Origin of the sequence: Streptomyces sp. NPDC096193 (assembly GCF_040302905.1) — a bacterium.
Classification (GTDB): domain Bacteria; phylum Actinomycetota; class Actinomycetes; order Streptomycetales; family Streptomycetaceae; genus Streptomyces.
Genome location: NZ_JBEOSJ010000018.1, coordinates 99173 through 110632, shown reverse-complemented (window position 1 = coordinate 110632; position 11460 = coordinate 99173). Strand labels below are relative to the sequence as shown.

General features: G+C 71.2%; 12 protein-coding genes. 4 read left to right on the top strand and 8 right to left on the bottom strand.

Features of this window, described 5'->3' with window-relative positions:
• Positions 1–41: 41 nt before the first annotated feature.
• Positions 42–953 carry an SDR family oxidoreductase gene (locus ABTX78_RS24765; RefSeq protein ID WP_352208977.1) on the bottom strand — a complete coding sequence of 304 codons (912 nt, stop codon included), beginning with the start codon at positions 951–953 and terminating at the stop codon, positions 42–44.
• A gap of 82 nt (positions 954–1035) precedes the next feature.
• Here ABTX78_RS24765 and ABTX78_RS24760 point away from each other — a divergent pair, with 82 nt between their 5' ends.
• Entirely contained in the window at positions 1036–1962 is a 927-nt protein-coding gene (locus ABTX78_RS24760; RefSeq protein WP_352208976.1) for a cyclase family protein, read from the top strand.
• Positions 1963–2211: 249 nt separating this feature from the next.
• Here the strand turns inward: ABTX78_RS24760 and ABTX78_RS24755 are convergent, their stop codons facing one another.
• The 4 genes from ABTX78_RS24755 to ABTX78_RS24740 form a co-directional block, all read right to left on the bottom strand.
• Complete coding sequence (locus ABTX78_RS24755) at positions 2212–2676, bottom strand: ATP-binding protein (protein WP_352208975.1); 465 nt, start codon at positions 2674–2676, stop codon at positions 2212–2214.
• A gap of 389 nt (positions 2677–3065) precedes the next feature.
• Complete coding sequence (locus tag ABTX78_RS24750; RefSeq protein ID WP_352209018.1) at positions 3066–3938, bottom strand: acyl-CoA dehydrogenase family protein; 873 nt, start codon at positions 3936–3938, stop codon at positions 3066–3068.
• Between the two features lie 2 nt (positions 3939–3940).
• Positions 3941–5074 carry an acyl-CoA dehydrogenase family protein gene (locus ABTX78_RS24745; protein ID WP_352208974.1) on the bottom strand — a complete coding sequence of 378 codons (1134 nt, stop codon included), beginning with the start codon at positions 5072–5074 and terminating at the stop codon, positions 3941–3943.
• Entirely contained in the window at positions 5074–6264 is a 1191-nt protein-coding gene (locus tag ABTX78_RS24740) for an amidohydrolase family protein (protein ID WP_352208973.1), read from the bottom strand. Before ABTX78_RS24740 ends, ABTX78_RS24745 begins: the two co-directional genes overlap by 1 nt.
• Before the next feature lie 186 nt (positions 6265–6450).
• Between ABTX78_RS24740 and ABTX78_RS24735 the strand changes: the two genes are divergently transcribed.
• A complete protein-coding gene (locus ABTX78_RS24735; RefSeq protein ID WP_352208972.1) occupies positions 6451–7947 on the top strand; it encodes a class I adenylate-forming enzyme family protein in 1497 nt (498 codons plus the stop codon).
• 18 nt (positions 7948–7965) lie between these two features.
• Here ABTX78_RS24735 and ABTX78_RS24730 read toward each other — a convergent pair whose 3' ends face one another.
• Entirely contained in the window at positions 7966–8481 is a 516-nt protein-coding gene (locus ABTX78_RS24730) for an EF-hand domain-containing protein (RefSeq protein ID WP_352208971.1), read from the bottom strand.
• Positions 8482–8582: 101 nt separating this feature from the next.
• Positions 8583–8957, bottom strand: coding sequence for an STAS domain-containing protein (locus tag ABTX78_RS24725; RefSeq protein ID WP_340477889.1), 375 nt, complete (start codon positions 8955–8957; stop codon positions 8583–8585).
• 255 nt (positions 8958–9212) lie between these two features.
• Here ABTX78_RS24725 and ABTX78_RS24720 point away from each other — a divergent pair, with 255 nt between their 5' ends.
• Both ABTX78_RS24720 and ABTX78_RS24715 read left to right on the top strand, forming a co-directional pair.
• Positions 9213–9794 carry a sigma-70 family RNA polymerase sigma factor gene (locus ABTX78_RS24720; RefSeq protein ID WP_352208970.1) on the top strand — a complete coding sequence of 194 codons (582 nt, stop codon included), beginning with the start codon at positions 9213–9215 and terminating at the stop codon, positions 9792–9794.
• Positions 9791–11110, top strand: a complete 1320-nt coding sequence (locus ABTX78_RS24715; protein WP_352208969.1) for a zf-HC2 domain-containing protein — start codon at positions 9791–9793, stop codon at positions 11108–11110. The genes ABTX78_RS24720 and ABTX78_RS24715 overlap by 4 nt, the downstream gene beginning before the upstream one ends.
• 34 nt (positions 11111–11144) lie before the next feature.
• Here the strand turns inward: ABTX78_RS24715 and ABTX78_RS24710 are convergent, their stop codons facing one another.
• Positions 11145–11450 (bottom strand): trypco2 family protein, encoded by a 306-nt coding sequence (locus ABTX78_RS24710; protein ID WP_352208968.1) that lies wholly within the window; start codon positions 11448–11450, stop codon positions 11145–11147.
• Positions 11451–11460 lie beyond the last annotated feature (10 nt).

The window sequence follows — 11460 nt, the reverse complement described above, 5'->3', positions numbered from 1 at the left end:
TGGCGACGACGTGCCGGGCGCCGGTGAGGGGCCCGGCTCTCTCACACGTTGGGCCGCTTCCCCTCGGCCGCGGCCCGCGCCTGATCCTCCAGGAGCGCCAGCATCGGCATCGGGTCCACGCCCACCGTCCCCGGCAGGAAGTCCGCGATCCGCTCAGGCGTCCACGGCCCGTCGGCGTAGGCGGCGCGCAGCTCCCTCGGCTGCGCCCACACCGCGATCTTGGGGCCGGCGACCGTGTAGACCTGCCCGGTGATCCGCTCCTCGCGCGCGCGCTCGGAGAGCAGATAGACCACCAGCGCCGCGACGTCCTCCGGTTCGCCGATCTCCTTGAGTTCCATGGGCACGTTCGCGGACATCCTGGTGCGGGCGACCGGTGCGACCGCGTTGGCCGTGACCCCGTACTTGTGCATCCCGAGTGCCGCGCTGCGGACGAGCGAGATGATGCCGCCCTTGGCCGCCGAGTAGTTCGCCTGCGCCACCGATCCCTGGTGGTTCCCGCTGGTGAAGCCGATCAGCGTGCCCGATCCCTGTTTCCGCATCACGGCCGATGCCGCGCGGAAGACGGTGAAGGTGCCTTTCAGATGCGTCGCGACGACCGGGTCCCACTCCTCCTCGGACATGTTGAAGAGCATCCGCTCGCGCAGGATGCCCGCCACGCACACGACGCCGTCGATCCGTCCGTACTCGGCGAGCGCGATGTCCACGAGCCGCTGCCCGCCGGCCATCGTGGCGATGTCGTCGGCCACGGCGACGGCCGAACCGCCCGCCGCTTCGATCTCCTTGACGACCGACGCGGCGACCTCGGACTCCGGCTCGCCGCCCCCGACCGGGACGCCGTGGTCGTTGACGACGACCCGCGCGCCCTCCGTAGCGGCGGCCAGTGCGACAGCGCGCCCGATGCCGCGTCCGGCGCCTGTCACGGCGACGACCTTGCCTGCCAAGAAGTTCCCCACATCGGCCCCTTCCCGCGGTTTCTGACGGTCCGTTAGATTCTACGGTCAGCCGGACGGTCGAGCACAAGCCCCAGGAGGCGCGATGTCCCTGTCAGCGGAGTTCCACGAGATCGCCAAACGCGTCAACAACTGGGGCCGTTGGGGTGAGGACGACGAGATCGGCACCCTCAACCTGATCACCGACGAGACCGTCAGAGCCGCTGCCGCAACCGTCCGCACCGGCCGTCGCGTCCCGCTGGCCCTCCCCCTCCACCAGGACGGCATCCAGACCGGCCTGATCCCGGGCCGGGTGAACCCGCTGCACGCCATGGTCCAGATCAACCAGGAGCTGTTCGGCCCGGGCACGGTCGCGACCAGCGACGATGTCGTGACGATGGGGCTCCAGGCGGCGACCCACTGGGACGCCCTGACCCATGCCTCCCACTCGGGGCGCATCTACAACGGCCGGCCCGCCGACACCGTGACGGCGCACACCCGCGCCCGGTTCAGCGGCATCGACAAGATCCCGTACGTCGTCTCCCGGGGCGTGCTGCTCGACGTCGCCCGCGCGAAGGGGCTTGACCGGCTGCCCGGCGACCACGCCGTGACACCGGAGGACCTGGAGGAGGCCGCGGACTTCGGCGATGTCACCGTCCGGGCGGGCGACATCGTGCTCGTACGGACGGGTCAGATCCAGCTCGCCCTCGGCGGAGACAAGCACGGCTACGGGTATCCGTCACCGGGGCTGTCCGTGCGGACGCCCGAGTGGTTCCACGCCCACGATGTCGCGGCCGTCGCCAACGACACCCTCACCTTCGAGATCTTCCCGCCCGAGATCGAGGATCTGTGGCTGGCGGTGCACGCCCTCGATCTGGTCGAGATGGGCATGTTGCAGGGCCAGAACTGGAACCTGGAAAGTTTGTCCACAGCCTGTGCACAAGAAAAGCGCTACGCGTTCCTGCTCTCCGCGATGCCCGAACCGTTCGTCGGCGGTACGGGGACGCCCGTCGCACCGGTCGCCGTCCTGTGACCGTGCCGGGGACCGTGCTCATGACCCGGGGGGCGGCGGCGTTCGTGCGGTGACCGCGACCGTGCAAAGAGCCCGCGGCCGTACGAAAGCCACCGCCCGTGCCGCAAGCGCGCCCCTGCCGGCGTCGTGGCCATGCCGCACCGGGCATCGGAGACGGGAGCTGCGCGAACCAGGGGCCCCGCGAGCGGAGGCCCGTTGACCAGGTCCCGTGAACAGAGGCCCGTGAAGCGATCCGCGACGGAGCGGCCGCTACTGCTGCGCGGTCGCGAAGCCTCGCGCCCCCCGCTCGAACCGGACGGCCGGCGCCGCTGCCGCACAGCGGTCGACCTCGCACCAGATGGACTTGCCGGTGCCCTCGCGCTGCCAGCCCCACCGATCGGCGAGCCCGTCGACGAGTTCGAGCCCGCGACCGCCGGTGTCCTGGCCCTCGGCGCGCCGCGGCTGCGGCGGGCGGGCGCTGATGTCGGCGACCTCCACCCGCACCGTGCCTGCCTCGGCGACCCCCGAGCCGAAGAGCATGCGCAGGACGGCCGGACAGCCGGTGTGCACAACGGCGTTGGTGACCAGCTCGGAGATCAGCAGAATCAGGGTGTCGGCGAGCGGTTCGTCGTCCCCTATGCCCGATCCGACGAGTCGTGAGCGAGCCCATCTACGGGCCCGGCTCACCTCCGCGGGATCGGGCCCGACCTCCAACTGAACCTGAAGCACCTGCACCGCTCACACCATCCGAACCGGCGGACACATCGCCTCGCGCCTCGACAGGGTCCTCGACCAGGTCACCGAACGTGACTCACGTACGAGACAGCATGGTTGACGTACAGTCACCGCAACAAGCGCTTCGGGCATATTCCAGCGCGAAGGAGTACCCGTGGTGCATACTGTGCGACGCACGCTGCGGGGAGTCGAACAGAGGCTCGCGACCCGTCCCTCAGGGGGACGAGCGGCGCACATTCCCGGGCTCGGAGCCACCGCACCGGCAACACCGTGACCGCCCCGCCTCGGAACCACTCGCATCTGACGGAGCGTACCGGAGGCCCGGCCCGGCAACGGCCCGTGACGAGACACCCGAAGGACACAACCCGGTATCGACGCTGGGTGACGCATCACGACGGCGCGGCGAGCGCCTCCGCCTGGATGTCCGCCGCCTCCTCGGCGGTCGGCCACAACTGCGCCCGGACCCACGCCCGCTTGAGATGCAGATGGAGGCCGGCCTCCCAGGTGAAGCCCATGCCGCCGTGCACCTGGACGCAGTCGCGGGCATTGCGCACGGCGGCGTCGTCCGCGAGGAGTTTGGCCCCCGCGATCTCCGTCCGGTCCCCGGTGACGGCGGCCGCGTAGACGGCGCTGCGCGCGAGTTCCGTGCGTACGAGCATCTGGGCACACAGATGCTTGACTGCCTGGAAGCCACCGACCGGACGCCCGAACTGCTCGCGCTGCATGGCGTGTCGTACGGCACGATCGGTGGTGCACGCGGCGCTGCCGAGCTGTTCGGCGGCCGTGAGGAGCGCGGCCACGCCGTCGTGCGCGCCCTCGGCGGCGGAGGCGGGCCGGGGCACGCGGTGCAGCGGGGTGAGCGGATCGACCGACCGCAGCGGTACGGCTCCGGTGGCGTCCCCGAGCACCTGGTCGGCCGCGTCCAGCCACGGAACCAGAACTCCGTCGACCCGGGTCACGACCGTCTCGCCGGTCGCGGCGCCCTCCACCGTTCCGGCGGCGAGGTGGGTGGCGACGAGAGGGCCGGGCAGCAGGGTCCGGCCCGCCTCCTCGAAGGCGAGGACTGCCTCGGGAAGCCCGCAGCCGGCACCGCCCTCCTTCTCCTCCAGCCGCAGCGAGAAGAACCCGGCCCGCCCGAGCTCCCGCCACAGCGCGCGGTCCGGCCGGGGTGCGGGCAGCGGGTCCCCGGGCAGCAGGCGGGACAGCACCTCTCGTACGCCCGACCGCAATGCCCGTTGCTCGGAGGTGAGTTGGAAGTCCACTGTCACCGGCCCTTCGGCAGGCCGAGGATGCGCTCGGCGATGATGTTCTGCTGGATCTGGGAGGTACCCGCGGCGATCGTGTACGACAGCGACGAGAGCCGCTCCTGCGTCCACGCGTGGGACAGATCCAGGCTGTCCGGGCCGAGCACCTCGGCCGCCGCCTCGTAGAGCTCCTGACGCGCATGGGAGTAGCGCAGTTTGAAGACGGACCCGCCGACGCCCGGCACTTGGCCCGTCGCCTGGGACTCGCTCACGTTCCACTGGATCAGCCGCCACAGCGCCCCGAACTCGGCGTGCAGGCGGCCCAGCCGGCGGCGCAGGGCCGGGTCGTCCCAGCGGCCGTTCCCGCGGGCCGCCGCGGCCAGTTCGCCGAGGGTGCGGCGGCAGGCCACGACCTCGCCGACGAAGGCGGTGCCGCGTTCGAAGGACAGGGTGACCATCGTGACGCGCCAGCCGTCGTTCTCCTCACCGATTCGGTTCGCGACGGGCACCCTGACCTCGTCGAGGAACACCTCGGCGAACTCGGCCGACCCCGCGAGGGTGCGCAGCGGACGTACGGTGATCCCGGGCGCGTCCATGGGCATGGCGAGCCAGGTGATGCCCCGGTGCTTCGGGTTGCCGGGGCCGGTGCGGACGAGCAGCTCGCACCAGTCGGCGACCTCGGCGTGCGAGGTCCAGATCTTGGAGCCGGTGACGACGTAACTGTCGCCGTCGCGGACGGCCTTCGTCCGCAGGGACGCGAGGTCGGACCCGGCGTCCGGCTCGCTGAAGCCCTGGCACCAGATCTCGTCTCCGCGCAGGATCGGCGGCAGCCAGCGCTGCCGCTGCTCGGCCGTGCCGTCCGCCGCGATCGTCGGTCCCGCGTGCAGCAGACCCACGAAGTTCGCGCCGACATAGGGCGCCCCGGCGCGTTCCGTCTCCTCCAGGAAGATCAGCCGCCGCGTCGGGGCCGCGTCCCAATGCACCTCGCCGTAGCCCGCGTCGTACAGCAGCCGCTGCCATGCGGTGTCGTACGCCCGCCGTCCCGGCCAGTCGTCCGGGGACGGCGCGGGCGGCAGGGTGGGCAGCGAGGTGGCGAGCCAGTCACGCAGCCTGGTCCGGAAGGCCTCCTCCTCCGCCGTGTACGTGAGGTCCATCAGTCGAGGTCCAGGCCCAGCATCCGGATCGCGTTGCCCCGCATCAGCTTGTGGATGGTCTCGTCGTCGAGGCCCTTGACGTGGTCGAGCGCGACCTCCTTGGTGTGCGGGAAGGTCGAGTCGACGTGCGGATAGTCGGTCTCGAAGGTGGCGTTGTCCCGGCCGACGACGTCGAGCGAGGCGATGCCGTGCTTGTCGCGGAAGAAGCAGCAGAACATCTGCCGGTAGTAGTAGGTCGAGGGCGGCTCGGGGATCAGGTCGCGCACCCCGCCCCAAGCCCGGTGCTCCTCCCACACGTCGTCCGCGCGCTCCAGCGCGTAGGGGATCCAGCCCATCTGGCCCTCGCTGTACGCCAGCTTCAGCCGGGGGAATTTCACCAGCACGCCGCTGAAGAGGAAGTCCATCATCGAGGCCATGGCGTTGTTGAAGCTGAGCGAGGCCTGCACGGCGGGCGGTGCGTCGGGGGACGCGGCCGGCATCTGCGAGGACGAACCGATGTGCATGTTCACGACCGTCCCGGTCTCCTGGCAGGCCGCGAAGAACGGGTCCCAGTACCCGGAGTGGATCGAGGGCAGCCCGAGGTAGGTCGGGATCTCGGAGAACGTCACGGCCCGGACGCCCCGCGCCGCGTTGCGCCTGATCTCCGCGACGGCGAGCTCGATGTCCCACAGCGGGATGATGCACAGCGGGATCAGCCGGCCGCCGCTGTCGCCGCACCACTCCTCCACCATCCAGTCGTTGTAGGCGCGCACACAGGCGAGGGCCACCTCCTTGTCGTGCGCCTCAGCGAACGTCTGCCCGCAGAACCGGGGGAAGGTGGGGAAGCAGAGCGAGGCCTCGACATGGTTGAGGTCCATGTCCTTCAGGCGTTCCTTGGGGTCCCAGCAGCCGGGGCGCATCTCGGCGCGGGTGATGCCGTCGAGGGTCATCTCGTCGCGGTCGAAGCCGACCGCCGCGATGTTCCGCTTGTACGGGAACTTCAGATCCTCGTAGATCCACCAGTCGGTCGGCGGGCCGTCCGGGTCCATGGTGATCCGGTACTTGCCGGCGACGTAGGCCAGTTCGCCGATGCCCGCGGTGAGCGGCCTCGGGCCCCGGTCGCGGTACTTCGCGGGGAGCCAGGTCTCGAAGAGGTGTGCCGGTTCGATCACATGGTCGTCGACGCTGACGATCCGAGGAAGTTCAGCCATGGTGTCCCCTCCGCCGTGCCCGGGAGAAAGCCGTGTCCGGTGTGGAAGCCGATGCCGTACCCGATGCCGTATCTGATGGTTCGTCAGAAAGCAGGCTAGCCCCGCACCCCTGGACCGACAAGGCGGAGAGCTCTACGCTCTCGCCACTGTCTGACTGCCCGTCAGGTCTGGAGGTCGTACGGCCCCATGAACGAGACCGCGCACGCTCTCGCCGCATCCCGCACGCTGTGGGACCTCCTGCGGCGAAGGGCCGCACTCACCCCCGACCGGCCGGTGCTGATCCAGGGCGACCGCGCCCTGACCTTCGGCGGACTGTGCGACCGGGCCGAACGGGTCGCGGCCGGACTGTCCGAGCGCGGAGTGCGGCCCGGCACCGTGGTCGCCTGGCAGCTCCCCACCCGGATCGAGACGGTGCTTCTCTCCATGGCGCTCGCCCGGCTCGGCGCGGTGCAGTCGCCCGTGATCCCCTTCTACCGGGATCGCGAGGTCGCCTTCGCGCTGCACGCGGCCGAGGCGGAGCACTTCGCCGTACCGGGCCGGTGGCGGGGATTCGACCACACCGCGATGGCGGAACGGATCGGCGCCCGCGGAGCCTTCGAGGCCTACGGCACCCTGCCCGACGGCGACCCCGCCGTGCTGCCGCCGCCCCCGGCCGACGGCGGTGAGGTGCGCTGGATCTACTGGACCTCCGGGACCACGTCCGACCCCAAGGGCGTACTGCACACGGACCGTTCACTGATCGCGGGCGGCTCCTGCCTGGCCCACGCACTGCGTCTGAGCGAGGACGACGTCGGGTCCATCGCCTTTCCCTTCGCGCACATCGGCGGCGCCGACTACCTGGTGATGCTGCTGCTGTACGGCTTCCCCGCGGTGCTCTTCGAGACGTTCGCCCTGCCCGACGCCCTGGACGACTACCGCAAGCACGGTGTGACGACGGCGGGCGGCTCGACGGCGTTCTACTCGATGTTCCTCGCCGAGCAGCGCAAACAGCCGGGCGAGAAGCTGATCCCCACCCTGCGGCTGCTGGCCGGCGGCGGTGCGCCGAAACCGCCAGAGCTGTACCACGCCGTCGTCCGCGAGCTGGGCTGCCGGCTCACCCACGGCTACGGCATGACCGAGGTGCCGATGATCACCATGGGCTCGCCCGACGACACCGACGAGAACCTCGCCACCACCGAGGGCCGTCCGCCGGAGGGCATGGAGATCCGCATCGTCGACGGCGAGGTGCGGCTGCGCGGCGAGGCGGTCTGCCAGGGGTATCTGGACCCGGCGCAGACCGCTCAGGTCTTCGACGACGACGGTTTCCTGATCACCGGGGACCTCGGCCGGCTCACCGGGAGCGGCCATCTGGTGCTCACCGGACGACTGAAGGACGTCATCATCCGCAAGGGCGAGAACATCTCGGCCCAGGAGATCGAGGACCTGCTGCACGGGCATCCGGGCGTGGCCGACGCGGCGGTGATCGGGCTGCCGGACGCGGACCGCGGCGAGCGGGTGTGCGCGGTCGTGGAACGGGCGGAGGGCGCTCCGGAGCTGACGCTGGACGCGGTGACGTCGTATCTGCGGGGGGAGGGTCTGGCCACGTACAAACTGCCGGAGCAGCTGGAGGTGGTGAGCGCCCTCCCCCGGAACGAGACCCTGCGCAAGGTGCTCAAGTACAAGCTCAGGGAACGGTTCGCGTAAGAGGGATCCCCAGGCTCCCTAGGGGTGCTCCGGCGTGACGTAGTACGCCGCGAACGCCGTGAGGATCTCCTCCTCGCTGATCCGTCCGTCCGCGTCCGCGTCCAGCGCGGCCGCGGCCTGCGAGGCACGCGACTCGTCCACACCCAGCACCCGCATCACCCGCTCCGCCGCGGACGGGGTGACTCCCTGACCGTCCTCGTCGGCGATGGCGATCACGGCGTGCAGGAACGGGCGGGCGATCTCCGCGAACCGCTGCGGATTGTCACGCAGTCTCTTGACCGCTCCGGTGACGAACTCCTGGCGGGTGACCCGCTGGTCCCCGTCGACATCGGCGATTCCCGCCATTCCCTGCCAGAACGCCTCGGCGCCGCTGTACAAGGCCTGCCCCTTGTCCGAGCGTGCGGTCGTGGAGAACTCGGCGAGCAGCCGTGCGGCCGCCCCGCTGAAGTCCTCACGGTCGATGTAGCCGTTGCCGTCCTGGTCGAAGGCGGCGAAGCGAGACGCGATCTTGCGCTCGTACTGTGCGCTGTCCATGCGGGGAGAGTACGGCCCCGACGGCTGGCGTGTGCACCTACTGGGCCAATTACGTGGAAGCGGCATGCGCAAAGACCCCGGGTGAAGCCGTCGGCGGAGGGTCAGGCGGAAAGGGGGGCGGCCTTCTCGTCGGTGGCCGCTTCGGTGTCCTCGTACACGTCGAAGAGCCGGCGCACGCCGAGAGCGGCCAGCACGCGGTTGACGTGCGAACCCTCCTCCGCGCCGCGGGCCGGCAGTATCAGCCGCAGCCGGCCGCGGCAGGAGTGCAGCAGCCGGCGGGAGGCGATCAGTACGCCCACTCCGCTGGAATCGCAGAACTGCACGCCCGAGAGATCCAGCACCACGTCCCGGTGGCCCTCGGCCACCGCCTCGTGCACATGCTGACGGACCACCGGTGAGGACACGAGATCGAGCTCCCCGCTGACGTGCAGCACGGTCCACGCGCCCTGCCGGTCCTCGTCCACCTTCAGCATCACCATCGGAGCCTCTCCTGGTGTCCTTGCGTCTGTACCGCGGGTACCGGAATCTGAGCTTCCTGTCCGCCTTCCCAACGCCCGTGGCCCGAAACACCGAGATTGCGGCAGTTCCACGATGGTGTCAGTCCCTACCATTCGCGGACCCCGTCGGGGGCGCACTTGACGCAAAGGGGCGTGCGTCCTCGTGCAGGCGCATTACATTCGAAGAGGCGACAGGCACAGGGGCAGTGCGCAGGGGCGAGGCTTGGGGGCCGCATGGCAAAGGACACACCGCCGCGCTGGGACCGCAGGATGCAGCAGCGGCTGGCGCGGGGCGAGGCCGCCGCGCTCGGTGAGCTCTACGACAGGTTCGCCTCGCTCGTGCACATGCTCGCCCATCGGGTGCTGGACGACGACACCGCCGCCGACCAGGTGACCCGCGAGGTCTTCGGCTACATCTGGGAGAACCCGGAGGCCTACGACCCCAAACAGGGCTCTCTGCGGTCCTGGGTGGCGAAGCTCACCAACAATCAGGCCGTCCACCGGCTGCGCCGGACCGAGGCCGCCGCGCTGGTGAACGCCGGCGAGGGCTCCACGGAGGAACTGGAGCAGAAAGTGCGCCGGGCGGCCGTGGCGGCCCGCGCGGACTACATCGTCACCTCCATGCCCGCCCCGCTGCGCGCGGCGCTGGAGCTGGCGTACTTCCAGCGCAGGGACTACCGGCAGACGGCCGCCGACCTCGGGGTCACCGAGGACGAGGCCCGGCGCCGGCTGCGGCTCGGCCTGCAACTGCTCTCGACCGCCCACACCCGCCCTCTGGAGGGCTCTTCCCCGCCCGGATACGGACGCTCCCTGTGAACGGGCCCCTGGACGGTGGCCGCGGCGACGACGAGGACGCACCCGACGAGGTGCGGGGCGCTCCCCGCATACCCGGGCCCCGGACGGCCGCGGACGACCTCGCGGCGCGGGATCTGACCGTGCCGCCGGCCGAGGAGGACGCCCGGCCCGAGCCGCCCACGGAGACCGGGCAGGACGGACAGAGCGGGGAGAGCGGGGAGAGCGGGGAGAAGACGGAGGAACGGCTGTCCCACAGCGTGCTCAAGTCCCTGCTCGGTGCCTGGGCACTGTCCGCCTGCTCCGCGGAGGAGACCGCGGCCGTCGAGGAGCACCTCGGCGACTGCGCCCCCTGCGCGGAGGAGGCGCTGCGGCTGCGGGACGCCGTCGGACTGCTGCACACCGACCGCGACCTCGATCTCGACCCGCTGCTGCGGTTCCGGGTGCTGGAGAACTGCCTGGGCCGCAGGCCCGCCCGTATCCCCGTGCCGGCGTGGGCCAACCCGTACGACGCCGAGACCGCCCGGCTGGACGCGCTGCTGCGGGACATCGGCGAGTCCGAGTGGCATGCGCCGGTCCGGCTCAAATGGTTCGAGGGCGAGAGCGGGGCGAGCCGGCGGACGACCGTCGCCGGGGTCATCGGGCATCTGATGACGGTCGACGGCCTGGTGGCGGGCGCCCTCGGTCTGGACGATCCGCTGGGGTGGACACCGGCCGGCGGGCCGACCGAGCGCACGGAGGCGTTCTGGGGCGCGGACGAACCGGCCACCCGCGCCGTCCACGAACCGTGGCGCGACCAGAGCCACACCCTGATCCGCACGGTTTCCTTCGCGGGCCGCGGCGTGGCCGAACTGTCCGTGTCGTACGGGGACTTCGCGCTGCCGCTGCGGGACTCCCTCCTCGACCGCGCCTTCGAGTGCTGGATACACGCCGACGACATCGCGGACGCGGTGGACTATCCGTACGACCCGCCGAGCGGGTCCCATCTGAACCGGATGATCGACCTCGCGGCCCGGATGCTGCCCGCGGCACTCGCCGGACGCAGACGTGCCGGTCTCGCCGGGCCGGCCAGACATCTGGTCGCGGCCGGCGCCCCGGGACGCTCGCTGCATCTGGAGGTCGAGGGCGCCGGCGGCGGGAACTGGTACATCGCCCTGGACTCCCCCGCCGCCATCGGCTCACCCGACCACGCGGTGGCCCAAGTCGCGCTCGACGCGGTCGAGTTCTGCCGGCTGGTGGCCGGTCATGTGCCACCGGAGGAGGCCGCCGCGGGTCAGGACGGCGACCGCGAGGCGATCAGGGACGTCCTGTTCGCCGCCGCCTCGCTGAGCAGACTCTGAGTCGCGGCGGACCGCGAGGTGCGGACGGGGGGCCCTACTCCCCGCCCACCATCAGATTCGGGTCCCCGCCCCGGCCCTGGGGCTTGAGCTCGATCTGGATCGTGTGCGTGGTGTCGCGCGCCGCCGATCCACCGCCGCCCGCGGTGAGCACGCCGATCCGCAGTTCCGCGCGGCCACTGCCCTCGCGCCGCACCTGCACCGCGAACTCCAGGTTCACCCTCTCCACGCTGAACTTGAGATCACGGCCCTCGCCCGCGAGCTGTGCCTGCTCCAGCTCGTCCCGGACCTGGCCGATCACCTCGGCGAGCCCCACCACCGCGCCTTCGTCACGCTCAGCCATCGCGCCCCCC

What these genes read in the sequence shown, in the direction of transcription:
- ABTX78_RS24760 (WP_352208976.1), top strand. Translation starts at nt 1,036, where the DNA reads ATGTCCCTGTCAGCGGAGTTCCACGAGATCGCCAAACGCGTCAACAAC.
- ABTX78_RS24745 (WP_352208974.1), bottom strand. Translation starts at nt 5,074, where the DNA reads ATGGACCTCACGTACACGGCGGAGGAGGAGGCCTTCCGGACCAGGCTG.
- ABTX78_RS24740 (WP_352208973.1), bottom strand. Translation starts at nt 6,264, where the DNA reads ATGGCTGAACTTCCTCGGATCGTCAGCGTCGACGACCATGTGATCGAA.
- ABTX78_RS24735 (WP_352208972.1), top strand. Translation starts at nt 6,451, where the DNA reads ATGAACGAGACCGCGCACGCTCTCGCCGCATCCCGCACGCTGTGGGAC.
- ABTX78_RS24730 (WP_352208971.1), bottom strand. Translation starts at nt 8,481, where the DNA reads ATGGACAGCGCACAGTACGAGCGCAAGATCGCGTCTCGCTTCGCCGCC.
- ABTX78_RS24720 (WP_352208970.1), top strand. Translation starts at nt 9,213, where the DNA reads ATGGCAAAGGACACACCGCCGCGCTGGGACCGCAGGATGCAGCAGCGG.
- ABTX78_RS24710 (WP_352208968.1), bottom strand. Translation starts at nt 11,450, where the DNA reads ATGGCTGAGCGTGACGAAGGCGCGGTGGTGGGGCTCGCCGAGGTGATC.